The 22,795-nt window shown below is 37.6% G+C and carries 25 protein-coding genes and 1 pseudogene; 10 read left to right on the top strand and 16 right to left on the bottom strand.

The genetic code is table 11. The annotated features are described in order from the left end of the window. Positions 1-87 precede the first annotated feature (87 nt). Complete coding sequence (locus tag NMK36_RS20180; protein WP_254174494.1) at positions 88-663, top strand: Uma2 family endonuclease; 576 nt, start codon at positions 88-90, stop codon at positions 661-663. 182 nt (positions 664-845) lie between these two features. Here NMK36_RS20180 and NMK36_RS20175 read toward each other — a convergent pair whose 3' ends face one another. Both NMK36_RS20175 and NMK36_RS20170 read right to left on the bottom strand, forming a co-directional pair. Next, positions 846-1,286, bottom strand: a complete 441-nt coding sequence (locus tag NMK36_RS20175) for a hypothetical protein (protein WP_254174493.1) — start codon at positions 1,284-1,286, stop codon at positions 846-848. 21 nt (positions 1,287-1,307) lie between these two features. Beyond that, a complete protein-coding gene (locus NMK36_RS20170) occupies positions 1,308-1,655 on the bottom strand; it encodes a hypothetical protein (protein WP_079681424.1) in 348 nt (115 codons plus the stop codon). Positions 1,656-1,879: 224 nt separating this feature from the next. Here NMK36_RS20170 and NMK36_RS20165 point away from each other — a divergent pair, with 224 nt between their 5' ends. Further along, positions 1,880-3,241, top strand: a complete 1,362-nt coding sequence (locus tag NMK36_RS20165) for an AAA family ATPase (RefSeq protein ID WP_254174492.1) — start codon at positions 1,880-1,882, stop codon at positions 3,239-3,241. A gap of 151 nt (positions 3,242-3,392) precedes the next feature. Here NMK36_RS20165 and NMK36_RS20160 read toward each other — a convergent pair whose 3' ends face one another. Both NMK36_RS20160 and NMK36_RS20155 read right to left on the bottom strand, forming a co-directional pair. Further along, positions 3,393-3,851: a PIN domain-containing protein gene (locus tag NMK36_RS20160; RefSeq protein WP_254174491.1), complete on the bottom strand. Its 459-nt coding sequence runs from the start codon at positions 3,849-3,851 to the stop codon at positions 3,393-3,395. Positions 3,852-3,861: 10 nt separating this feature from the next. After that, a complete protein-coding gene (locus NMK36_RS20155) occupies positions 3,862-4,215 on the bottom strand; it encodes a hypothetical protein (RefSeq protein ID WP_254174490.1) in 354 nt (117 codons plus the stop codon). A gap of 246 nt (positions 4,216-4,461) precedes the next feature. Here NMK36_RS20155 and clpB point away from each other — a divergent pair, with 246 nt between their 5' ends. Further along, on the top strand, positions 4,462-7,089 hold the full coding sequence (gene clpB / locus NMK36_RS20150) for an ATP-dependent chaperone ClpB (protein ID WP_254174489.1): 2,628 nt from the start codon (positions 4,462-4,464) through the stop codon (positions 7,087-7,089). Positions 7,090-7,216: 127 nt separating this feature from the next. On the opposite strand, the gene NMK36_RS20145 is transcribed toward clpB, so the two are convergent. After that, a complete protein-coding gene (locus tag NMK36_RS20145; protein WP_072719942.1) occupies positions 7,217-7,468 on the bottom strand; it encodes a hypothetical protein in 252 nt (83 codons plus the stop codon). Positions 7,469-7,605: 137 nt separating this feature from the next. Here NMK36_RS20145 and NMK36_RS28840 point away from each other — a divergent pair, with 137 nt between their 5' ends. From NMK36_RS28840 to NMK36_RS20130, 4 genes are all read left to right on the top strand, one after another. Then, positions 7,606-7,734: a hypothetical protein gene (locus NMK36_RS28840; RefSeq protein WP_302184674.1), complete on the top strand. Its 129-nt coding sequence runs from the start codon at positions 7,606-7,608 to the stop codon at positions 7,732-7,734. A gap of 147 nt (positions 7,735-7,881) precedes the next feature. Beyond that, complete coding sequence (locus NMK36_RS20140) at positions 7,882-8,082, top strand: hypothetical protein (protein WP_254174488.1); 201 nt, start codon at positions 7,882-7,884, stop codon at positions 8,080-8,082. Beyond that, positions 8,079-8,339 carry a ParE family toxin-like protein gene (locus NMK36_RS20135; protein WP_254174487.1) on the top strand — a complete coding sequence of 87 codons (261 nt, stop codon included), beginning with the start codon at positions 8,079-8,081 and terminating at the stop codon, positions 8,337-8,339. The genes NMK36_RS20140 and NMK36_RS20135 overlap by 4 nt, the downstream gene beginning before the upstream one ends. Positions 8,340-8,537: 198 nt before the next feature. Further along, positions 8,538-10,193 carry a GIY-YIG nuclease family protein gene (locus tag NMK36_RS20130; RefSeq protein ID WP_254174486.1) on the top strand — a complete coding sequence of 552 codons (1,656 nt, stop codon included), beginning with the start codon at positions 8,538-8,540 and terminating at the stop codon, positions 10,191-10,193. 120 nt (positions 10,194-10,313) lie between these two features. Here the strand turns inward: NMK36_RS20130 and NMK36_RS20125 are convergent, their stop codons facing one another. Then, positions 10,314-11,168 carry an NAD(P)-dependent oxidoreductase gene (locus NMK36_RS20125; RefSeq protein WP_254174485.1) on the bottom strand — a complete coding sequence of 285 codons (855 nt, stop codon included), beginning with the start codon at positions 11,166-11,168 and terminating at the stop codon, positions 10,314-10,316. Between the two features lie 159 nt (positions 11,169-11,327). Here NMK36_RS20125 and NMK36_RS20120 point away from each other — a divergent pair, with 159 nt between their 5' ends. Continuing rightward, positions 11,328-11,522 carry a hypothetical protein gene (locus NMK36_RS20120; RefSeq protein WP_254174484.1) on the top strand — a complete coding sequence of 65 codons (195 nt, stop codon included), beginning with the start codon at positions 11,328-11,330 and terminating at the stop codon, positions 11,520-11,522. Positions 11,523-11,555: 33 nt separating this feature from the next. Here NMK36_RS20120 and NMK36_RS20115 read toward each other — a convergent pair whose 3' ends face one another. The 9 genes from NMK36_RS20115 to NMK36_RS20075 form a co-directional block, all read right to left on the bottom strand. Beyond that, on the bottom strand, positions 11,556-11,840 hold the full coding sequence (locus NMK36_RS20115) for a hypothetical protein (RefSeq protein ID WP_242049010.1): 285 nt from the start codon (positions 11,838-11,840) through the stop codon (positions 11,556-11,558). Between the two features lie 180 nt (positions 11,841-12,020). After that, on the bottom strand, positions 12,021-12,788 hold the full coding sequence (locus NMK36_RS20110) for a proteasome-type protease (RefSeq protein ID WP_072719936.1): 768 nt from the start codon (positions 12,786-12,788) through the stop codon (positions 12,021-12,023). Positions 12,789-13,010: 222 nt separating this feature from the next. Beyond that, positions 13,011-14,042: a transposase gene (locus NMK36_RS20105; protein ID WP_072719935.1), complete on the bottom strand. Its 1,032-nt coding sequence runs from the start codon at positions 14,040-14,042 to the stop codon at positions 13,011-13,013. 183 nt (positions 14,043-14,225) lie between these two features. Continuing rightward, positions 14,226-15,665 (bottom strand): cysteine--tRNA ligase, encoded by a 1,440-nt coding sequence (gene cysS, locus NMK36_RS20100; protein ID WP_072719934.1) that lies wholly within the window; start codon positions 15,663-15,665, stop codon positions 14,226-14,228. 121 nt (positions 15,666-15,786) lie between these two features. Continuing rightward, positions 15,787-16,125 (bottom strand): phosphoribosyl-AMP cyclohydrolase, encoded by a 339-nt coding sequence (gene hisI / locus NMK36_RS20095; protein WP_072719933.1) that lies wholly within the window; start codon positions 16,123-16,125, stop codon positions 15,787-15,789. Positions 16,126-16,152: 27 nt separating this feature from the next. Next, positions 16,153-16,611: a SufE family protein gene (locus NMK36_RS20090; protein ID WP_072719932.1), complete on the bottom strand. Its 459-nt coding sequence runs from the start codon at positions 16,609-16,611 to the stop codon at positions 16,153-16,155. Positions 16,612-16,751: 140 nt separating this feature from the next. Beyond that, entirely contained in the window at positions 16,752-18,269 is a 1,518-nt protein-coding gene (gene trpE / locus NMK36_RS20085) for an anthranilate synthase component I (RefSeq protein ID WP_254175210.1), read from the bottom strand. A 107-nt stretch (positions 18,270-18,376) separates the two neighbouring features. After that, a complete protein-coding gene (locus NMK36_RS20080) occupies positions 18,377-18,805 on the bottom strand; it encodes a photosystem I reaction center subunit II PsaD (protein WP_072719931.1) in 429 nt (142 codons plus the stop codon). Positions 18,806-18,963: 158 nt separating this feature from the next. Beyond that, on the bottom strand, positions 18,964-19,446 hold the full coding sequence (locus tag NMK36_RS20075) for a CRR6 family NdhI maturation factor (protein WP_072719930.1): 483 nt from the start codon (positions 19,444-19,446) through the stop codon (positions 18,964-18,966). A gap of 163 nt (positions 19,447-19,609) precedes the next feature. On the opposite strand from NMK36_RS20075, the gene NMK36_RS20070 reads away from it, so the two are divergent. Then, the gene (locus NMK36_RS20070; RefSeq protein ID WP_072719929.1) at positions 19,610-20,050 is read left to right on the top strand and encodes a Fur family transcriptional regulator; all 441 of its coding nucleotides are present in this window, start codon (positions 19,610-19,612) and stop codon (positions 20,048-20,050) included. Between the two features lie 99 nt (positions 20,051-20,149). Here NMK36_RS20070 and NMK36_RS20065 read toward each other — a convergent pair whose 3' ends face one another. Next, a complete protein-coding gene (locus NMK36_RS20065; protein WP_072719928.1) occupies positions 20,150-20,620 on the bottom strand; it encodes a DUF4079 domain-containing protein in 471 nt (156 codons plus the stop codon). A gap of 1,049 nt (positions 20,621-21,669) precedes the next feature. On the opposite strand from NMK36_RS20065, the pseudogene NMK36_RS29025 reads away from it, so the two are divergent. After that, a pseudogene (locus NMK36_RS29025) lies at positions 21,670-22,763 on the top strand (ISAs1 family transposase). The last annotated feature ends 32 nt before the right edge of the window (positions 22,764-22,795 follow it).

The raw sequence follows: 22,795 nt of genomic DNA, 5'->3' as shown, positions 1-22,795 counted from the left end.
AATGATAATGCAATAATCAGGAGCAAATATTTGTGAATTTCATGTTAAATTAATAGAAAAGGGACGTTGGAAAGTTGAGGTAACAACATGACTCAAACCCCTGTTAAATTAACCTTTGAGGAGTATTTAACCTACGATGACGGAACAGATAACCGTTATGAACTTGAAGATGGGGTGTTAATTCCAATGACACCTGCGAGTCCCATTCATTCTGATATTATTGAATTTCTCTACGATACCTTCAAAGCTGAGGTCAAAAGGCTAGGGTTAGACCTGAAAATCAAACAGGGAGATGTCGGGATACGAACTCAAATAAATCGCTCTCGACAACCGGATATTGTTATTATTCAAGGGGAAGATTGGCGACGGTTACGACAATTGAAAAAATCAGCCATTCTTGAAGTTCCGGCTTTATTAGTAGTAGAGGTTGTGAGTCCTGGGGAAGATAACGAAAACCGAGATTATGTTAAAAAAATAACTGAATATGCTGAATTTGGAATTTCTGAATATTGGATTATTGATCCGTTAACAGAGGAAGTAATAATCAATTTTCTGATGAATGGAAGTTACGAGAATACTATTTTTATAGGTCAACAAAATATTGTTTCTCAACTATTTCCTGAAATTAATTTAACCGTTGAGCAAATTTTTATAGCAGAATAAAAACTGAAAGTATTGACAAAAAAGCTATAGCAAAAACGTAGGGTGCGTAAGGCGAAGCCACACGCACCATTTCTCAGATACAATGATAATGTAATGATCAGGAGCAAATATTTTGGGATTTCATGTTAGATAGTGCGTGCGCGGAGCTTACGCACCCTACGGATTTAGACTCGCTACAAAAGTTAAGAACACCGACCTGTATACTTCATGAATGCTTTAGGATCTGAGGAAATTTTCTTAACAAGAGGAGCATTATACCGTTGTCTATATTCCAGTTGTACTTGAGGGTTTGGAAAGCCACAAAAGCTACCATTACCAAAACTGAAATATCCTGAATTGCCAAAATCAAAAAATGCTCTAGGAACTGGACAAAGCCCAATATACTTATACGTTGAGATAGCGGTTATATTTAGATCAGGAGCAGGTCTTGATCTTCTAAAAATATCAAGATGTCCAGGTTTACTAAACGCACAAATTGTTCCACCAGCTTTAGCATATACTGACCCATTATAGGCGAAATATCCATCAATATTCTCTGGCATTGTCTCAGCAAAACCGGGTTTTTGTGCAGCAGAGACTACTATAATACCAATGATTACTGAACTCAGAAAATAACGTTTCATATTGTTTTTAAGTGAGTTACTTCAAATCATAGTTGCTATAACTTGCATAAGTTCAGTCAGATTTACTGTGACTGTTCCAAATGGAGTATCAACTCCAAAATGTAATTTGTTGGGATCGGGGTTGCGAGGATTAATATCGCCAGTAGCATGGGTTGTCAAGCTGTAAGTAATGATATTCTTATTTCCATTAAATGGAATGTGAATAGTGGTGACTTGTCTATGTCGAATTTGAACATCGTAGCTTAGGATTCCACTGTCACTCAACTGTAGTTTTTTTATTTCTGAATCACCATCATTGCCAATACAGATTGAATCAAAGTAATTTTCTAAAGCACTAGCAATTCCTGTACCCCGTAAATCTCTTGACATTGTACCTCCAAGGTCTAACTATTGATTCAACCACTGGATGTAAGATAATATTCTCTTTGGTTAGCTTATCCGCACATCTGTGTGTTACTACAGTCATAAACGAAAACCAATTCCTCTGTCAGTCGGATCGTGTCGGAACTTTTTCCTAAAAAATTCCTAAAATGTCGGAAAAATATCGGAAAGATCGGATACAATTGGATAAGATTATTCAGTGTCATCTCGCTATGGATATTGCAAAAGTATTGAAACTCGCAGATCAACTGCTTTTTACACATACAGGCGAACATTTAGACCTTCTGCAAGAAACAATTCTTAAAGGAACATTACAAGGCAATAAATACGCTGAAATTGCATCAGAAAATCATTTAAGTGAAGGTCATGTTCGAGATACTGCATCAGAACTCTGGCAAACTTTATCGAAAACTTTAGGGGAAGATATTAATAAATCAAATGCACGGTCTATTTTAGAAAAAATTACTATCTATAACAGTGTTTCATCTGGAAATTTTATTAGTTTTCATCAAATCAGTATTTGTCCAAAACAACAGAAAAAACCTAAATCTTGTCCTTTATTAAAACCATCTGAAAACAACCATTTAGACCTAGATGCGACTCCAGAAATTACCACATTTTTTGGACGAGATCATGAACTAAACACTTTAAAAACCTGGTTAATTCAAGACCATATCCGAATGATTACCTTAGTGGGGATACTTGGAATTGGCAAAACGACGCTGGCTGTCAAACTGATTGAAGAAATCCAAACGGAATTTCAATATATTATTTATCGCAGTCTCCAGTATTGTCCAACTATAGATGTTTTTCTAACAGATTTACTGCAAAGTGTTGTTTCTCCTCCTATTCTTCCAAATACCCTAGATCGTCAAGTTGATTTATTGCTGAAATTCATTAAAAAACATCGCTGTTTAATGATTATTGATGATCTGCAAATGCTCTTTAAAACCGGACAATATGCAGGTCAATATAAATCCGAATTTGAAGGGTATTATTTATTATTTAAACAAATTGCTGAATTGTCTCATTCCAGTAGTTTTTTACTAATTACCAGCGAACAACCGGAATATTTAACAGTCGATAGTCCTAAATTCTTCAGATCGTTAAAACTGTCAGGATTAGGAGATTGTGCTACAAAAATTTTAAAGGATAAAGAATTATTAGATCAAGAAAATTGGCATGATTTAATTGAAAAATATCAAGGACATCCCTTATGGTTAGAAATGACAGCTACGATGATTCAAGAACTATTTTCTTGCAAAGTAACAGAATTTTTAGCTTATCCTTCCTTGATATTAAGCAATGAAATCACATTTCAACTTAATCGTTTATGGAGTAGATTAACTGAGTCTGAACAACAAGTGATCAATTATTTAGCCAAACAAGAAAATGAGGTTGCTTTGATGCAGGTTTTACAAGAAATCCCTAATCAACCCACAGATATATTAAAGGCTATACAATCCTTAAAAAGACGTTGTTTGTTAGAAGATAGTAGCCATACAGATCATGATCGTGCTTCTTTACTAAAGATTAATTCAATTTTTAAATATTATATTATCTCTCCATACTAAAATATATAGTTCTATCAACTTGAACAAATATTCCTTCGTGTTTTAGTTTCTTTGTGGTTCTTTCTTTATACCTTAATCAAGGCGAAATTCAAATCATCATTAATCACTTCAAAATCAAACTCACTGACTGCATCCATTTCTGCTTTTGCTTTTAATCCCTAGCAGGAATTTCTTGCCATTCTCTCGCGTCTACAAATATCGATAAATGCTTTTTATTCGTTGTCACCACAATCACAGAATTACCGTTTAATTCTTCTAATTTAGCTTGCGCCGCTAGAATAACATCTGCATCTAAAGCACGATTATCCGCCGTTGGGTTGCCACTTTTTCTCGCATCGGCCCATAGTTCTGCTGCTAATAACATCACCTCCGTATTAATCGGTCTATACTCTAAAATAGATTTTAATTGATCAAGTTTCCTAATACTCCGTTGTTTATTAGCCCTTAATAATTCCCGACGGATTTCATAGTCAGCAATTTCGGGTAAAATCACTTTTTCCCCTTGGGCTAATAAATTGTCTAACCACAATTGACAGCCTAAATTTGAGGGAGTCGCTTTCGGGTTAGCAATCATTCCTAAAGGGCCAGCATCTAAAAAAATTAATCGCATTTACACGTCCTTAAATTTCGGTTTTTTCAATCTCTAACGCTTGATTTAAAATTTCCCAAGTTTCTTTTTGTTCTTGCTCATCATCATCATCTCTCCACTTTCTTAACAATTCAATTACGGCTTGATTTTTTTTAATTTGTTCTTTCCGTTGCTGTTCTTCCGGTGTTAAAGGGACAGGTTTAGGGTCTGGATTCGTGGCTTGTCGAAACGTTCTCATAATTTGTAACAGATTGTGCCATTGTTCTTGCGGGGTTAATTGAATTTCTGTTAAAATTTCGTTAATTAATAACGTCGGTTTTGCTTCCGATGTAGTCGGGTTAGTTCCGTCTGAAATGGGAGAACTAGGCTTAACAGTTTGTGTCATTGTTAAAATTTCCTCAACAAGTTAGACTGTTTTAATTATAGATCGATTCTCCTTTGTCCTTCAGATTTTGAGATTAACCCCGGATTTTCGGTGAACCGTACTCAAAAAGTCGTGAAAATCAGATAAACTTCCGTCAGAGAGTTCAGTATAGTAAGGAAGTGTTATAGGAAATCCTTAACTTCTAGCATTGCTAATATTGATAATTATCACTCAATTCATTTTAATCTATGTGGAGGCTTAATCAATATGCAACCAACTGACCCCAATAAATTTACAGAAAAAACCTGGGAAGCTCTAGCCAGAACTCCCGATATTGTCAAACAATCCCAACAGCAACAAATTGAAAGTGAACACTTAATGAAAGCGTTGCTGGAACAAGAAGGATTAACTAAAAATATCTTAACTAAAGCCGGAATATCCGTTGCTCAATTTCGAGAAAGAACCGATAGCTTTATTAATCGTCAGCCTAAAATAACAGGTACAATTTCTAATGTTTATTTAGGTCGAAGTTTAGATACGCTGTTGGATCGAGCCGAAACCTATCGTCAAGAATACAAAGATGAGTTTATTTCGATAGAACATCTATTTTTAGCTTATCTTAAAGATGATCGTTTTGGCAAGGCTTTATTTCAAGAATTTCACTTAGATGAACCTAAACTCAAATCAATTATTACTCAAATTAGAGGAAACAATAAAGTGACTGATCAAACCCCAGAAAACAAATATGAAGCCCTGGAAAAATATGGTCGAGATTTAACCGAAGCCGCCCGTCAAGGAAAACTTGATCCCGTCATTGGACGAGATGATGAAATTCGGCGCACGGTGCAAATTTTAAGCCGCAGAACTAAAAATAATCCCGTATTAATTGGGGAACCCGGTGTTGGAAAAACAGCGATCGCAGAAGGACTCGCCCAACGAATTATTGCCGGAGATGTGCCTCAATCTTTGCAAGAAAGACGGTTAATTGCATTAGATATGGGGGCGTTAATTGCCGGAGCAAAATTCCGAGGTGAATTTGAAGAACGCTTGAAAGCCGTGTTAAAAGAAGTGACCGACTCTCAGGGCGCAATTATTCTATTTATTGATGAAATTCATACCGTTGTGGGAGCGGGTGCAACCCAAGGCGCGATGGATGCGGGGAACCTTTTAAAACCCATGTTAGCACGGGGAGAATTGCGCTGTATTGGAGCAACAACCCTCGATGAATATCGCAAATATATTGAAAAAGATCCCGCCTTAGAACGCCGTTTTCAACAAGTTTATGTCGATCAACCCACCGTTGAAGATACTATCTCGATTTTACGGGGATTAAAAGAACGTTATGAGGTTCATCATGGGGTCAAAATTTCCGATAGTGCCTTAGTCGCCGCCGCCGTATTATCCACTCGATATATTAGCGATCGCTTTTTACCCGATAAAGCCATTGATTTAGTTGATGAAGCGGCAGCTAAATTAAAAATGGAAATTACCTCTAAACCCGAAGAACTTGATGAAATTGATCGGCGCATTTTGCAATTAGAAATGGAACGATTATCGTTGCAAAAAGAAAGCGATCCAGCATCTTTAGAACGGTTAGAACGGTTAGAAAGTGAATTAGGAACCTTAAAAGAAGAACAACGCAGCCTGAGTTCTCAATGGCAATCTGAGAAAAATGTAATTACCGATATTCAATCCATCAAAGAAGAAATTGATCGGGTTAATATTGAAATTCAGCAAGCGGAACGGAACTATGATTTAAACCGGGCGGCAGAATTAAAATACGGTAAACTGGAAGAACTCAAGAAAAAACTCAAAGCCACAGAAGCGCAATTAGAAGCGACTCAAACCAGTGGAAAAACCTTATTGCGGGAAGAAGTGACCGAAGCCGATATTGCGGAAATTATCTCTAAATGGACAGGAATTCCGATTAGTAAATTAGTCGAGTCGGAAATGCAAAAACTCCTGAATTTAGAAGATGAATTACACCACCGAGTTATCGGTCAAAATGAAGCGGTAACGGCCGTTGCAGATGCCATTCAACGCTCAAGAGCCGGGTTAGCTGATCCCAATCGTCCCGTCGCCAGTTTCATCTTTTTAGGCCCTACAGGAGTCGGGAAAACGGAATTAGCAAAAGCCTTAGCTTCCTATTTATTTGATACCGAAGAAGCGATGGTGCGAATTGATATGTCGGAATACATGGAAAAACACGCCGTTTCCCGTTTAATTGGTGCTCCTCCAGGGTATGTGGGATATGATGAAGGCGGGCAATTAACCGAAGCCATTCGTCGTCGTCCCTACGCTGTAATTTTGTTTGATGAAATTGAAAAAGCCCATCCCGATGTGTTTAATATTATGCTGCAAATCCTCGATGATGGGCGGGTAACAGACGCACAAGGTCATACTGTTGATTTCAAAAATACCATTATTATTATGACGAGTAATGTGGGATCACAGTATATTTTAGATGTGTCAGGTTCCGATTCCCAATATGAAGAAATGCGGAGTCGGGTATTAGACGCAATGCGGGCAAGTTTCCGACCGGAATTTCTCAACCGTATTGATGAAATGATCATTTTCCATGCGTTACAAAAAGAGGAATTACGGCAAATTGTTCGTCTCCAAATTGAACGGTTATCGAAACGGTTAGCAGACCGGAAAATGGCGTTAAAATTATCGGATTCTGCCTTAGATTTCTTAGCAGAAGTGGGTTATGATCCGGTGTATGGCGCGCGTCCGTTAAAACGAGCTATTCAACGAGAATTAGAAACCCCCATTGCTAAAGCGATTCTTCGCAGTGAATTTGTGAATGGAGATACCATTTTTGTTGATATCGAAAACGAACGATTAGCATTTAAACGTTTACCCGTTGAATTATTAACAGTTCAAGAACGATAAATTGATCTTTTTTTCTTACCTCTTACCTAATCGGTAAGGGGTATTTTCTATAGGGAACTAGAACAATAAACTAGCTATATCAAAAGGCGATGATATTCTGACCAAAAAGACGGTAAAGTAGCAGACCTCATAATTGCTCATAGTCCATAGGTTGTGCTTGTCCTTGAGCAATTTGTTGTTTTGCCAGCTTTGCTGCTGCGACTAACTTGCTTTGGGTTTTTTGAAAAGATTGATCCCACTGCAATTCATCTTCAAAATCGGCGTTTTTATTTTTTAGATCATTAATATATTTCCGTAAATGCTCAATAATCTGTTGTTGTTGAGCATCTGTTAGAGATTCTAGGATTTTAACAACGGTTGCTATATTTTCTTTTGACATTTTTGCTTTCAATGGTACTCATTAATCAGAATACTTGGATCATAACACCTCCCTAGAGTTTAAAAAAAGGAAGGCAAACATTAAAATATGATAAGGCTTGCTATAGTAGTAATAAATCGTCTGTAAGAGAGGCAATAATGAATACATTAGAAAAATTAGAACTCTTGAGTGAAAACTGTAGCGATCGCACGGAATTAGATCGAATTATTGGGCAACTTCTCAACATTACACTAATTAACTTGGGAAATAGAAACCGGATTTCTTAACAACAGTTTCGGTTGTCGCCGATAGATAATATAAGAAACCCGATTTCTGAGCCTATTCCAAATTGCTATTTTAAATACAGAAGATTAAATTAAATAAATAGGGGTATAATTAGCTATATTCCTAATTGCTGAATTTACTTTAAGTGTATGAGTAATTTACAGGAGATTGAACGTGCTGTTAGTCAATTAACGAAAGAGGAACTAGCAGCTTTCCGGGTTTGGTTTGCAAAGTTTGATGCAGAAATCTGGGATCAGCAATTTGAACAAGATGTTACAGCAGGTCGGCTCGATGGGTTGGCTAAACAAGCACTCCAACATCTACGGGAAGGACGTTGTACTGACCTGTGAAATATCGTGTAACCCCTGATTTCTGGTATCATTATCGACAGTTACCGAATGAGATTCCAGAACTAGCTGATCGATGCTATGAGTTACTCAAGCAGGATTCTCGATATCCTTCGCTGCACTTTAAGAAGGTGGGGCCATTCTGGTCAGTGCGGATTGGAATTCACTATCGAGCCTTAGCAGTCGAAGAAAACGGTGAAATGGTGTGGTTTTGGATTGGTTCCCATGCAGATTATGATCAATTATTAAGAAGTGAGTAAGCTAGGGAAATAGAAACCGGGTTTCTTAACAACACTTTCGGTTGTCACTGATAGATAACATAAGAAACCCGGTTTCTGATGCTTATTCCCTTGATGATAAGGCACTTTTTTGATATACTAAAAAAACAGAAGTGATGGAGGCATGGTAAAATTTAAAGTTTAGCGATCGCATAATAATTAGAAAATTAGAAGAAGAAAATGAATGCAGATACTTATATACTACAGTTGCCTCATGTATTACTTAAGTCAAAAGAACTTTTACCAGAAGACTCAGGAATTTATTATGTTATCGATGAGAATCAACTGATTTGGTATATCGGAAAAGCTAAAAATCTTAAGACAAGATGGGATGGAAAAACCCATCATAGAATTCTACAGTTAGGATCTCAAAAAAGAAAAGTATTTCATATTTATTATGAGAAAATCTCCCCTGACCAGCTAACCCAAGTTGAAAAAGCTAGAATTGAGAAATATAAGCCTCAGCTTAACGGGAGCAAAGTTACAAAGAAAACAATCCGTCCGGCTGAAACATTACTGCGTGAAACCCTCAATGCCCTTTCAGAATATATGATCTTAATCGGAATTGAACCACCCAGAAAAGACGATCCTGTTTATGTTGAAAAGTGTAATAAATTTGAAAAAAATTGGCGAATTCTAAAAAAAGTTTTGCCTTTACCGATTATACATTTGTGTATTGATAAAAGTAGTATTTATAACAATACAGAAGATAGCCGCGCCACCGAGCTTGCGATTAATAAAGCTTTTTCAAGCCGAAAAGCATATACTAACAAATGGGAATTTAGAAAAAGTGGTGAGCGTACATCAATAAGGCTTCTTGTAAATGGCTATGCTGTTGAAGTGTATGATATCAGTAAAGAAGCTATTACATTAATTACAGGCTATGAATTAACAGCATTAGCCGGAATTCCTGTGAGAGCTATTAATCAAGAGTCTTTACAAGCCATTCAAAAATATTGTGGTCAGTCTAGCTATAATATTTTCAAGCTCAATGACGATAGTGAGTTTTCTCAGTTATGCAATTACCCTCTAAAACGCCTATCGTCCTATCAAAAAGATCCCATCAAGATATTATTTAATGAATCAATAAACTCTCGAAATATTAACGAAAATATAAAACAACTTGAAGAAGAATACAAATTAAAAAAGCGAGGAATTGATAGTCGTTCTAATCAAAATAAATATGATATTTCTGATATTTTAGCTCAAAGAGGAATTGATTTAAAGTGCTATAGTACCCATCCCTATGTTAAAGATTATTCTCACAAAAGAATTTATCTCTATGTTAAATCTTTTTCAGCTAATCTTTATGAACCTACAGGACAAAAAAACTACATTTCTGAAAATGGAGAAAAAGTCACAACATCAATTGTTCACTCTATACAAGGCTCTAAAGGTTCATTTCGTCAGGGATCTGATCTTAATCTATTCCCTTATCAAAATGTATATATGCTGACATCTGTAGAGCGAGAAGCATGGTTACTATTTGAACGTTATTTATCAGATTTTGCTAAAGTTACTCTATCAGAAAATGATGGCTATATCTCAAGAGTATATGTTTCACCAAGAAAGTGTATCAAACCTGCTCAAGTCAAAATATCATTGGGTAATCAACGTACTTTTATAATTCCATTTGGGCCATCGGAAACGATTGTAAAATACGATCAAGTCAGACAGACTATGATTGAATCTCTAAAAAACTGTGGACTACCTGATCTAAAAATTTCGTTTACCTTAGAGTCGGTCAGTCAATGTCCATTAAATAATAATATTTCCTCACGACCTTCAATTTCAGATAGGTCTGATCTAGTATCTGATTTTGTATTAGAATTTTAACCTATTCCTAGGGTGCGTAAGCAACGCACACGCACCGTTTCTTGATCAATTAATTCTCATAAATTCAAGAAAGAATGATCTATAAATTTTGATGTGGTGCGTGCGCTGCGCTTATGCACCCTACGGTTTGATGGTGGTAAATAGGGCGGAATAATCATCGTCTGATTTTCCGAGTTTTTGCGTTGCTTCTAATATTGCTTTTACTCCTTCTAACGAACTGGCATTTAACCCCATTTTGACCGCTTCTTGTAGAAACAAATTCGTATCTTTTAATAAATGTTTTACGGGGAAATTGGGGTTTTCATAATTTTCTTCTAACATCCGTTGTAATTTTTTATCAAAGGTGGGAGCATATAACGCACTGTTGCGTAAAATCTCCATAAATAATTCGATGTCTACTCCTTGCTGTTGAACAAAATTTAAACTTAAGCCGAAAGCCGTTGTTAAGGAAGCAATTAATTGATTTAAGGCTAATTTTAATGCAGCCGCACTTCCCACTTCCCCAATATATTTCGGTTCGCCTAAGCATTTTAACAAATTCAACCATTGCTCAAATTGCGCTTCTGTAGAACCCACCATAATTTGTAATGTTCCGGCTTTCGCTTCAGGAATACTCCCCAAAACAGGAGCTTCTAAATAGTCTCCTCCCGCTTTCAGAATGTCTTTTTGAATCGTTTTACTATCTGTTGGAGAAATTGTTCCCATTGAAATTACTGTTTTTCCCGATAAAAACGATTGAAATTCTGAACGGAACAAAACTGACTCAATGGCATCTTGATTCGTTAACATCAATAAAATACAATCACTGGTAGCAATTAAACCTTGAGGCGTTCCAGCGACGGTAGCCCCTGCTTCTCTTAAGGGTTCGACTTTAGAGGTTGTGCGATTATACACAATGAGTTGATATCCAGCTTCTAACAATCGTTGCGCCATCGGAAACCCCATTAACCCCGTTCCGATAATCCCAATTCTCATTTGATATTAACTCCCATTGATTAGAACTTTTGATGCTCGGTTACAGTTGGTTTAATATTGCAACCTAGATCATAATAGAGCTAAAATTTAATAACTACAATTTTCACAAATTTCAAACCATCAGGGCGCATCTGTTAACCTTCGTACAGGTGTAAGCTCATGAAAATCGGTGAGATTTTAGTGCGTAGAGGTTTAATTTCCTCAATACAACTTGAACAAGCCATTACCGTTCAAGGAGTTTGTCATTTAAAATTAGGAGAACTGTTAGTGACTGAAGGTTGGATTCAGACCACTGACTTAGAACAAGCCCTTTTAGAACAGAAATGGCGTCAGAAGGGCTTGTGGATTGATTAGTTTTTTCCTGAATTAAATGCCTGTTTAATAGACTTAAATTGAATACAGTTGATCTTCAAATAAATCTTCTCCGAAAACTGGGGTGACGTTTTGAAACCCTAAGCTTTCCAGATAAGATTTCCAACCGTCTGGGGAATCTTCTATGTCTAATGCACCCAGTACCCTAGCAACATCCGCAATCCAAGGAACAGTCCAAATGGTGTATCCTTGCCAATTCGAGCCCACTGATAACCAATCTGGGAGTGTATGTTCTCGAATAGGGCTTGAAAGTTCCCAACTTGCGCGAAAACAGTAGATTTGACCAGAATTTAACATCATTTTTTTGAGGATTTTGAACGGCAAAATGGACAGATTTCTGTCTCAACAAGATGCGTGAATTTAAAATTACGCATGGGTCTAAATTTAGCGGATTTATTTAACGATCCACCTCAATCAAAAGATAGGATAACTTCGAGAGTTTAACCGTATCCTATACAACAAATAATCTCTAAAAAAGATCTAATCAATTAAAATATCCTCCGAGGTGTCGCTAGTTCGATGCTGCCAATTAATATTAGGGATATTATTAAATCCTTGTTTGAGGCACTCTTCCCAGAGTTTACGAATTTCTGCTAAATAGGGATCACCCAAGCGTAGTTTTAACCAATTTTTGACCTCTAAAGTATCTTTTTCATATAACACTAAATTAATTGGAGGCCCTACAGAAATATTAGATTTCATAGTAGAATCAATAGAAAGTAACGCACATTTAGCGGCTGCTTCTAAATGAGTATTAAAGCTCAATGTTCGATCTAAAATCGGTTTACCATATTTAGTTTCTCCAATTTGCAAAAACGGTGTTTCTCTCGTGGCATGAATAAAATTACCTTGGCTATAAATTAAAAATAAAGCCGGATCTTGTCCCTTGATTTGCCCTCCTAATAGCATTGAACATTGCGGTTCAATTCCGTCTTTTTTTAGCCATTTTTCATCCAGTTCTTGAATTTTTCTGAGTTTTGATCCAATATAGCGAGCGACTTCATACATAGAAGGGAGGGTATGTAAATTAATCTCTTCCTGGGTTTTGAGATCCCGATCTAATTCGCTGACAATTCCCTGGGTGATGGAGAGATTTCCCGCCGTACATAATAGAATTACGCGCTCACCTGATTTAGAAAAATCGAATAATTTCCGATAGGTAGAAATATAATCAACCCCAGCATTTGTGCGCGAGTCCGCCGCAATCACTAAGCCAGTATTGGTAATAATGCCCAAACAATAGGTCATAGAAAGTTTCAATAAAATTTAGTAACTCACCAAAAGGAAAAGAATAGACTTTTTTGACCCGAACTGTCAACCATCAAGCTTCAATACCCCCCTCCTCTTCTACCCAGATCAAAATTCAACTCAAACAGCCCTGGGGGGGGACTTAACTTGAGGTTGTTCTGATAACCATTTCAACTGACCGTTTTCATAAATTGCTTCATAACTTTGGCTCTTCTAGGGTAACTATGATAAATTAGGAGAAAAATGCCAATTTAAGAGAACTCTTCTTCTAAAGTTAGCAAAATTATTTAAGCCATACGCTCTTCTCTTAATTAACTTAATTTTCTGATTGATTCCTTCGACGGCTCCTTGGGTAGTTCGATTGTCGAAATAGGCGAGAATTTCGGCAATCCACCTTTTGATTGTTTGGCAGCTTTTTGGGAAGTCTTTATAAGATGATTCAGTCCATTCTACCAGTTGCCAAAATGCCTCATCTCCCGTTATTTGACTTTCAAATATATCTCTAAATTTCTCTTTTCTATCATACATATCCATTAATTCTGGCATGACTTCTTTGAGAACTGACAATTTTGATTTTTCCGTCTCGTTCAAATCTTCTTTCTTTTTCAGCAAAGGATATTTACTCTCTTTTATTCCTGAGATTTGACGTTCTCTTTCCGTTTTATTTTTGATTTTTTCTGCCTGTTTTTTCTCGGTTTTTCTCCGATAGTCTAACTCTTCATTGACTTGTTTCATGACGTGAAATCTATCCGCAACTACTTGTGCATTCGGCATCAGTTCTTCCACTACACTTTTATAGGGAACCCACAAGTCTATACTGACCGCTTCCATTTCTTTTAATATCGTTTCAATTTCTGCCGGACTCATTCGATTTCTTTTTCCGGTATTCACCACATCTGTTGCTAACACTTCTTCAACCACTTTTTGGGCTAGTCTTTTTGTATATGTTCTTCTTTTCTTCACAAAACTTAATTCTTCGGAAAATACTTTCTGGCAGTTAGGGCATCTAAATTGACGGCGATTTACATTCAGAAAGACATCAAAACTACTCACAGGAATATCTCGCACTCTATGTCGATGTGATTGATGTACTTTACTCGTACTCTTCCCACAATGAGGACAAGTCGCGCTAGTCTGTTTATTTTCTAATTCAATCAGAAGTTCATTCTCCGTAATAAAATGATAATTTGTTGCTTTAAAACCGGGAAAGTTAATGATTTGAGTAATAAAATAAAGTAGGGAGTTAGATGGCATTTTTATAAAAAAGTCATTTTTCTTAGTGATTTAGTCAATATTTAATACCATAAAATATTGTCTATGTCAATCTCCCATTATCAGTTTCACTCAATTCAACTTTAAACATTTTTTCCTTCTTGATTTTTTGTTTATTACTAAGTTATCATAACCAGCCTAGAAGAACCGATAAAGCAACTCAAATTAACGATGCCAAATGGTTTGATTTCCGGGTTGATCAATTAAGGTAATCCCTAACTGTTTGAGATGATCTCGAATGCGATCGCTTTCCCCATAATTCTTAGCTTTTTTCGCTTCTAACCGTTGCTGAACAAACGCCTCAATCTCAGCATCACTTAACCCTAACGCTTGACTTTTCTCTGGTTGAGCTTCTAACCCTAATACTGTTGCTAATTCTACTAACGTTTGCCAATATTTTTGTAAGGTTTCCGGTGAGGTTTCTGGAGTTCCGCCATGTACTAAAATATTGCGATCGCGTTTTAATTCTTTGGCTAATTCAAAAACAACCGCTAACCCTTCGGGTGTATTAATATCGTCATCCATTGACGTTTTAAACCGTTCAATAGCATCTTGATCAATCAGATTTTTTTGTAGATCAAACCCTAATTTTTCGCCATATTCATGATTAAATAAGAGAGCTTCTTTAATGGTATTCCAGCTATTTTCAGCAGAAGCGATCGCTTCATCGGTAAAGTCTAAAGGTTTGCGATAATGAGCTTGTAACACAAATAAACGCACTACCATCGGGTCAAGGGGTGTATCTAATAAACCCCGAATTGTGGTGAAATTCCCCAGGGATTTTGACATTTTTTCTCCACTCACCCGCACCATGCCATTGTGCATCCAATACCGAGATAAAGGTTGATGGGTTGCGGCTTCCGACTGGGCAATTTCATTTTCATGATGGGGAAAAATTAAATCCCCACCACCGCTATGAATGTCAATGGTATTTCCTAATAACGATTTGACCATTGCAGAGCATTCAATATGCCATCCAGGGCGACCATTTCCCCAGGGAGATTCCCAAGCAGGTTCGCCTAATTTTGCAGCTTTCCAGAGGGCAAAATCCGAGGGATCTTTTTTCTTCATGGCTTCAGGATCAGATAAAGAAACCCGTCCTCCTGCGCCTGCTTGCAGTTGTTCCTGTTGTCGTCCTGATAATTTTCCATACTCAGGAAACTGATTTACACTATAGTAAACATCCCCATCCACTGAATATGCAACCCCTTGTTTTTCTAATTCTTGAATCAGTTGAATAATTTGGGGAATATGTTCAGTTACACGGGGATAATTATCAGCATCTTTAATATTCAAGCGACGAATATCTTCAAAATAAGCTTGAATATATTTCTCAGAAACGATCTCCATTGTTGTGCCTTCTAATTTGGCACGGTTAAGAATTTTATCGTCAATATCGGTAAAATTCTGAATATAATTGACTTGATATCCCGCATATTCTAAATAGCGTCTAACGGTATCCCACACAATATAGGATCTAGCATGACCTAAATGGCAATAATCATAGACCGTCACCCCGCAGCAATACATTTTCACCGTCCCGGTTTCTAACGATTGAAAATCTTCTTTTTGACGAGTTTGAGTATTATAAAGTTTGATAACCATATTTTTTTATAATAGGAAAGAGGGAATTACGAATTACGAATTACGAATTAGGAATAGAGACAAGATTGGAGCTATTAGTTTATTTTTAAACTGATAACTGATAACTGATAACTGATAACTGTTAACATTTGACTTCTGTAAAAAAACAACTTCTTGCGCCTGTATGACAAGCAATATTGCCAATTTGTTCTATTTTTAATAATAAAGTATCGGCATCACAATCATAATATAAAGATTTCAGTTTTTGAATATGTCCTGATGTGGCTCCTTTGTGCCATAATTCAGAACGAGAACGGCTCCAATAGTGAACTTCTTGGGTTTCTAGGGTTTTTTGAATGGATTCTTTATTCATCCAAGCCATCATTAATACCGTTCCATCTTCTGCATCTTGAGCGATCGCTGGAATTAACCCTTGGTCATTAAATTTTAACGCTTCTATCCACAAATAATCTTGATTCATTACTCGGTTAAATTGTCAAGTATTTTTTCAGATTCCTGACCCTTCAGAATTTAGGTTGGGATCGCAGGTAACGGCTTTTTTCTTCAGGGTTTGGAAAATATTGAAAAAGCCGTTAGCGCGAGACGGTGTTAAACTCGCTTGTAACCCCGTTTCTTGAATAAAATCCGGTTGTAGTTGAGCAATTTCTGTGGGGGTGAGTCCGTTCATTCCCATAATTAAAAAAGCAGTTAATCCTTTTGTTAATTGAGAATCAGACTCTCCCTGAAATTGAACTTTTCCATTTTCATCTAAGTCAGCAATCACATAAACCTGGGATACACAACCCGGAACTTTATTATCAGGAATTTTCTGATCTTCTGGAAAGGAAGGAAGTTTTTGGGCGATGGTAATTAATTGTTCATAACGCAATTTATTAGATGAGGCGCGTTTAAAACGCTGTACCATCCGTTCTAAAGTAGGGGGTAAAGGGGTTGCAGTGGAAGACATGATACAGAACGATACAATTTCTCCCTAAGTTTAGCAGGTGTTGGCAATAATCAGTCATCAGTTATCAGTCATCAGTTATCAGTGTAGAATCGCTAATAGGGAATAGGAAAACCATTCCCTATGATCTCAACAGTCAATTCTCAACCTTTTAAACACCGAATGGCTTCTAATAACCCCCGTGCTTTATTCAGGGTTTCTTCATATTCTTTTTGAGGTTGGGAGTCCGCCACAATACCCGCACCCGCTTGAACACTAACTTGATGTTGATTTTGACCTTGATTTTCAACAATCATGGTGCGAATGGTAATTGCACTATTGAGTTGTCCTTCAAAATCATAGTAACCATAAACCCCAGAATAGGGGCCACGACGACAGCCTTCTAACTCATGAATAATTTCCATCGCCCGAATTTTGGGTGCTCCACTAACTGTCCCAGCAGGAAAACAGGCTTTTAATAAATCCCAGGCGGTTTTGGTTTCTGCTAATTCTCCAATCACATTACTAACAATGTGCATCACATGGGAATAACGTTCAATTACCATTAATTCGTCTACTTTAACCGTTCCCATGCGACACACTCGCCCTAAATCATTGCGTCCCAAATCAACTAACATAATGTGTTCAGCAACTTCTTTAGGATCTTGCAATAAATCTTTTCCTAAAGCTTGATCTTCTTGAGGAGTTTGACCTCGGCGACGGGTTCCCGCAATGGGACGGACGGTAGTAATTAATTTTCCTTCGGGATTTTTTTCTGCTTTGACCATGACTTCAGGACTGGAGCCAATTAATTGCCAATCTCTAAAGTTAAAATAAGCCATATAGGGAGAGGGATTAATTAACCGCAAAGAACGATAAAGGGAAAAGGGATCACCGGAATATTCTGTGGTTAACCGTTGAGATAAAACGACTTGAAAAATATCTCCGGCTTTAATATATTGTTTACCCTTTTCCACATTGGTGCAAAATTGCTCTTGGGAAACGTTACTCCTGTAGGTTAAAGGCGGTTGCTGATCGGGGGGAGTCCATTCTAAAAGGGTATTTTCTGGGGATAAGGGAGATTGAAGTTTAGTAACTAATTGTTGAACGCGATCGCACGCTTGTTGATAAGCTGTTTCTAAATCGGTATTGCGAGTATCTGCATAAGCGATCGCCCAAATTTTACGTTTAACTTGATCAAAGATTAATAATTGATCAACCTGCATCCATAACCCATCGGGTAAATCATCCGCATTGGGGGAATAAACAGGAACACGGGACTCGATCCACTGCATTAATTCATAACCCCAAAACCCAAAGAGTCCGCCAATTCCTGGGGGGAGTTGAGGTAATTTTACCGGATGATAAGGTTCTAAACAGACTTCTAAAGCGTTGAAGGGATCGCCTGTAAATTCTTGAATTGTTCCATCTCGCCATTTTTGCACGGTGCGATCGCCTTTGGCTTCTAAAATCCAAACTGGATCACAACCTAAGAAACTATAACGTCCGATTTTTTCGCCACCTTCAACGGACTCTAACAAAAAATTATAAGGTTGATCCGCACAAACCCGATACCATGCAGAAACCGGAGTATCTAAATCAGCCACCCATTCTTGATACACCGGAATAAAATTTCCTGTGGAAGCGCGTTGAGCAAATTGGGAAAAATCTGGAAAAATCATGGCGACTAATAGCGAACAATAAAAAATAAAAGGATGAAGGTGAGAATAAACCATCCTTCATCCTAATATGTTTATGGGCATTGCGCCCTGGAATTACTTAAAGCGTTTTAAACGTCAGAGGTAGATTTACCTGTAAATTTGACTTTAGCCGGATCAACGTTGCTACCGATATTGTGAGCAACGCCATTGACGGCTTGACGTCCTTCGTTGACTTTTTCAGGGAAAACGCCATCTTTAGGATGCAGATATTGAGTTTCGCCGTTCGGGAAAACGCGATAGATTTTAAAGTTTTCTATTCTGGGTTTGAATTTTGACCGCAGTTGAGCACCTAAAGCTAGACACTGTTCTTTGCGGGCTAAATACAAAAGGTTGTCCCCTTCGTTCATAATCGCAGCACCGCCAGTGGGCATTTCAAACACCTGTTCTTTTGTGCTAGTCCAGGTAATTGCATATTTTTCTTCCACTTGGGCTTTTGTTAATAACCCACCGGTGCTGCCGCCAAACTTGGGTGGTTGTCCAGTCAGTGTTTCTGCCATAGAAATATCACTCAAATCATGTTTTTACGGAATCGTAACACTGATGTTGCCCTTGTCTGTAGTAGTCGTAAAGAACCGTTACAGAAGAAGAGGGGGGGACGGGGGGATGAGGGGATGAGGGGACGGGGGGATGAGGGGATGAGGGAAGTAGGGCAGGGTTAAGGGTTAACGATATATTCAAAGAAGGAATCATCGAGGTCGTAGCCGAGCATTTGCGCCATTGCCATGAGGCGGGATTTGGGGGGGAGGTGGTGTTGGGTGAGCCAGTCGTTGAGGATAAAGATTTTTTGCATTAAAAAAATTTCTAGGGCTTCGGGGTTATATTGAATGCCTTCGGTACGATGGAATTGATGGGGAACGAGCATCGCCACATAACGGGCGAGTTCACCGGATTTCCAGTCCAGAAAAAAGGGTAGCCAAGGATAGTAAGCATCGAGGCGGATAAACCATAATCGGACTTCAGGAACTTCTGAAATTTCTCTGGGGTCTTCTGGGTCACGAGAATAGTCGATCACGAAGCTGATCTGCTGTTCATAAGGGCTAATCGCGGTATTTTTGAGGAGGGGTTCAATGACGGTTTGAACAGGGGACAAATCTAAATGATTTACTTGCTCGGAATTTAGCGTTATTGTAATTGCCATTCAATGTCAACCTTGATTACAGTCGATTTTAGATTAATTTTAGATGGGACGAGGATAACGGAAGTTCGTTAAAATCCCTAAGATACAATGGAAGCATAGTGTGAGCGTTTAATTCGTTATCTCAAAACTATTGAAATTGGATAAATAAACTGAGGCGAGAGTAGTGAAACCGATTCGTTCTTTAGAAGATGCCATAAATTCTTGTCAAGCCAGAGGAATGCGCCTGAGTCGTCAGAGGCGTTTAATTTTAGAGTTGCTTTGGCAAGCTCAAGAACATCTGTCCGCAAGGGACATTTATGATCGATTGAATCAACAGGGGAAAGCCATTGGTCATACATCGGTTTATCAAAATTTAGAGGCTTTATCGCGTGAAAATATTATTGAGTGTGTGGAACGCTCTGATGGCCGTTTATATGGACATATTAGTGATTCCCATTCCCATGTAAATTGTTTGGATACGGATCAGATTTTAGATGTCCATATCGAATTACCCCCGGAATTATTAACCTTAGTTGAACAACAAACCGGAGTCAAAATTACGGATTATCAAATTAATTTTTACGGTTATCGGGTTAATTCTGGGAATATCGATGAATTGAATTAGGAAAGGGGACAATTTAGGATATTCTCAAGGCTTAATCAAGCTAAAATTTGACTCCAAAAAACGGTTAACGGTTAACAGTTAACCGTTAACCGTCAACTCTTACAAATTGCTAATAATTTTCTGCACAATTTCCATTCCAGTGACAGCTTGCCAAGCAAAAAGTCCTAGAATTAAGGTATTAAGAGCAATGTGGCTGACTCTAGCCCAATCTGCTCCTTTTTGCATATAAGGGGTTAAAGAAGCAGAAATGGCTATCATTCCGGTCATTCCCAGTCCTGCTAAGAGGTGGGGGCCGACGAAGAGTTTACCGTTGTTAATATAAGTGACACCCATCCCACCAATTGTTCCCAAAACCATCAAAGCCAAGAGCAGGGAACCGATTTGGTGATGTTTAAGATTAAATTTTCCTTTAATTAATTCTTTTTTGGTGTCGCCTTGGGCTTCACGGGTGCGACGAATTTGGACACCCAAATACATCGCATAAACGGATAATCCTAATAAAATCCACATTAGGAGGGGATGAAAGAAATTCAGCCAAGGCTTAATCGATGCTGGAAGGGTCAAATCCATAGTGTTCTCTGAGGAAGCAATAAAACTTAATAAAACTTAGCATACACCAGTTAAGTGTCATCAGTCACTGTTCTGGATCACTTGATCTTTTTGATTCTACCAAAGAAGATTCCCCAGACAAGTTTAAATCCCTGAAAGAGATTCGTGGTTATAGAGGATTGACCCAAAGAAGTTAAACAAACCCCATGACCATCACCATCAATCCGAATTAACTGTTTTTCACCAGCATTCTTAATCAAGTAATAACAAGATGATATAAAAACATTGTCAATAGGAAAAACACTGATTCCTATTCAATATGCCTAAAGTTTGCTACTCAAATGATACAAACTATCGGAGCAAGCCAGGAAATCTTACCAATTAGCAAAGTGCTGGAGATGTGTAGCGACGAAAAACAATCCAGTCTACAGTGCAAAATTCCCGTTGAAGATTTTCTAAAAATCAAAATTTCCCCATACCTTACTAAACCTTACTAGACGTTATGCCAATAACTCATCATCAATTTATTACCTCTGAAAGCGAAATATGTTTAGGATATTCTATACTTAAATAAAAAATTCTAATTACTATTAGAGTTAGATAATTAAGGGATGTTTTATTCCGTGAAGATAGTTCTAAGATTCGCTCAGGTTGGGCTGCACAAAACTTCGCCATTATCAGAAGTATTGTCCTTAATCTTCTCAGAATTAATGGCTATCATTCTCCGACAATGACTCAAAGAATGATAGCCGACAATATCAATTATCTTTGCCTTTTGTGTACCTAATTTTTTTAGAATGAAACAGCCCTGGGGGGGGCCCCAGGGCTGTTTCATTCTAATTTTTTGCGATCGCTAAACCTTTGATCTGGGGCAAGTTTTAGACCCTATTTAAACAGAAAATATCAAAACTGTTGAAATAATTCTCCTTTTCTTTACAGAAAAAGGCTTTTAGAGTTTAGCGATCGCATTTTCGATCCGAGAATGAAACAGCCCTGGGGGGGGGCCCAGGGCTGTTTCATTCCGCAGAAGAGACTGCTAAAATAGAAGAGAAACTTCTGGGGAATGAACAATGGAAACAAATCTGGTAGAAGAACTGAAAAAAATTAAAGACTTCCGAATTAATGAAGGGAGAAGACACCCGTTATGGTTAGTATTGCTGATTGTAATTATGGGAACAATGAGCGGATATTTAGGATACAGAGCATTAGGAGATTTTGTAACAAGACATAAGGAAGCATTAATTCAAACATTGAAAGTCCCTAAAAACCGTCTACCCTCTTATTCAACAATCCGTAGAGTGATGATGGGGATAGACTTTGAAGAATTTTTATCGGTGTTTAATAATTGGGCGATCGCGACGATGGAACCGGAAGGGAGGAGGTGGTATGCAGTGGATGGAAAAACTCTAAGAGGAAGCCAGAAAACCTTAGAAGAAAATTATACACAATTTGTACAAGTTGTGTCAGTGTATAGCACAACTCAAGGATTAATAGCGGGAATGGCAGAATGGTTAAGTCAGTCTAATAGTGAACTAATAGTGGTGCAAAACTTAATTAAAACCTTGGGATTAGAGGATGCAGTCTTTACCTTAGATGCCCTTCATTGCCAAAAAAAACCACAGAAGTTATTATTAAGAGCAAAAACCACTATATCATCGCCGTCAAGAAGAACCAAAAAAAGCTGTATGAAATGTTAGAGATGAAACGAGAAAGCTGTGAAAGTGTAGACCAGCATATTAGTCAAGATAATACAAAGGGAAGACAGATTACCCGAAGGGTAGAAGTTTTCGATAATCTCAGTTGTATTAATCAAAATTATTGGAAAGGAATTAAGAGCTTTGTTTGTGTAACTCGAAGCGGAATTAGAAAAGCAAAGCCTTACTACGAGAGAGTTTACTACATTAGCAGTATACTGATTAGTGCGGAAGAATTCGGGGAGAAGATTAGAGAACATTGGTTAATCGAAAACCAAAATCATTGGATAAGGGATGTTTTATTCCGTGAAGATAGTTCTAAGATTCGCTCAGGTTGGGCTGCACAAAACTTCGCCATTATCAGAAGTATTGTCCTTAATCTTCTCAGAATTAACGGCTATCATTCTCCCACAACAACTCAAAGAATGATAGCCGACAATATCAATTATCTTTGCCTTTTGTGTACCTAATTTTTTTAGAATGAAACAGCCCTGGGGGGGGC

Source organism: Planktothrix pseudagardhii (assembly GCF_904830925.1).
Lineage (GTDB): Bacteria > Cyanobacteriota > Cyanobacteriia > Cyanobacteriales > Microcoleaceae > Planktothrix > Planktothrix tepida.
The sequence above is the reverse complement of the archived record's forward strand: the minus strand, read 5'-3'. Positions and strand labels throughout refer to the sequence as shown.

Coding starts and splice junctions, on each gene's coding strand:
- NMK36_RS20175 (WP_254174493.1), bottom strand. CDS start 1,286: ATGAAACGTTATTTTCTGAGTTCAGTAATCATTGGTATTATAGTAGTC.
- cysS (WP_072719934.1), bottom strand. CDS start 15,665: ATGGTTATCAAACTTTATAATACTCAAACTCGTCAAAAAGAAGATTTT.
- NMK36_RS20145 (WP_072719942.1), bottom strand. CDS start 7,468: ATGTCAAAAGAAAATATAGCAACCGTTGTTAAAATCCTAGAATCTCTA.
- NMK36_RS20115 (WP_242049010.1), bottom strand. CDS start 11,840: ATGATGTTAAATTCTGGTCAAATCTACTGTTTTCGCGCAAGTTGGGAA.
- NMK36_RS20075 (WP_072719930.1), bottom strand. CDS start 19,446: ATGGCAATTACAATAACGCTAAATTCCGAGCAAGTAAATCATTTAGAT.
- trpE (WP_254175210.1), bottom strand. CDS start 18,269: ATGATTTTTCCAGATTTTTCCCAATTTGCTCAACGCGCTTCCACAGGA.
- NMK36_RS20160 (WP_254174491.1), bottom strand. CDS start 3,851: ATGCGATTAATTTTTTTAGATGCTGGCCCTTTAGGAATGATTGCTAAC.
- NMK36_RS20090 (WP_072719932.1), bottom strand. CDS start 16,611: ATGTCTTCCACTGCAACCCCTTTACCCCCTACTTTAGAACGGATGGTA.
- NMK36_RS20080 (WP_072719931.1), bottom strand. CDS start 18,805: ATGGCAGAAACACTGACTGGACAACCACCCAAGTTTGGCGGCAGCACC.
- NMK36_RS20065 (WP_072719928.1), bottom strand. CDS start 20,620: ATGGATTTGACCCTTCCAGCATCGATTAAGCCTTGGCTGAATTTCTTT.
- NMK36_RS20165 (WP_254174492.1), top strand. CDS start 1,880: ATGGATATTGCAAAAGTATTGAAACTCGCAGATCAACTGCTTTTTACA.
- NMK36_RS20170 (WP_079681424.1), bottom strand. CDS start 1,655: ATGTCAAGAGATTTACGGGGTACAGGAATTGCTAGTGCTTTAGAAAAT.
- hisI (WP_072719933.1), bottom strand. CDS start 16,125: ATGAATCAAGATTATTTGTGGATAGAAGCGTTAAAATTTAATGACCAA.
- NMK36_RS20140 (WP_254174488.1), top strand. CDS start 7,882: ATGAGTAATTTACAGGAGATTGAACGTGCTGTTAGTCAATTAACGAAA.
- NMK36_RS20105 (WP_072719935.1), bottom strand. CDS start 14,042: ATGCCATCTAACTCCCTACTTTATTTTATTACTCAAATCATTAACTTT.
- NMK36_RS20125 (WP_254174485.1), bottom strand. CDS start 11,168: ATGAGAATTGGGATTATCGGAACGGGGTTAATGGGGTTTCCGATGGCG.
- NMK36_RS20120 (WP_254174484.1), top strand. CDS start 11,328: ATGAAAATCGGTGAGATTTTAGTGCGTAGAGGTTTAATTTCCTCAATA.
- NMK36_RS20155 (WP_254174490.1), bottom strand. CDS start 4,215: ATGACACAAACTGTTAAGCCTAGTTCTCCCATTTCAGACGGAACTAAC.
- NMK36_RS28840 (WP_302184674.1), top strand. CDS start 7,606: ATGAATACATTAGAAAAATTAGAACTCTTGAGTGAAAACTGTAGCGAT.
- clpB (WP_254174489.1), top strand. CDS start 4,462: ATGCAACCAACTGACCCCAATAAATTTACAGAAAAAACCTGGGAAGCT.
- NMK36_RS20130 (WP_254174486.1), top strand. CDS start 8,538: ATGAATGCAGATACTTATATACTACAGTTGCCTCATGTATTACTTAAG.
- NMK36_RS20110 (WP_072719936.1), bottom strand. CDS start 12,788: ATGACCTATTGTTTGGGCATTATTACCAATACTGGCTTAGTGATTGCG.
- NMK36_RS20180 (WP_254174494.1), top strand. CDS start 88: ATGACTCAAACCCCTGTTAAATTAACCTTTGAGGAGTATTTAACCTAC.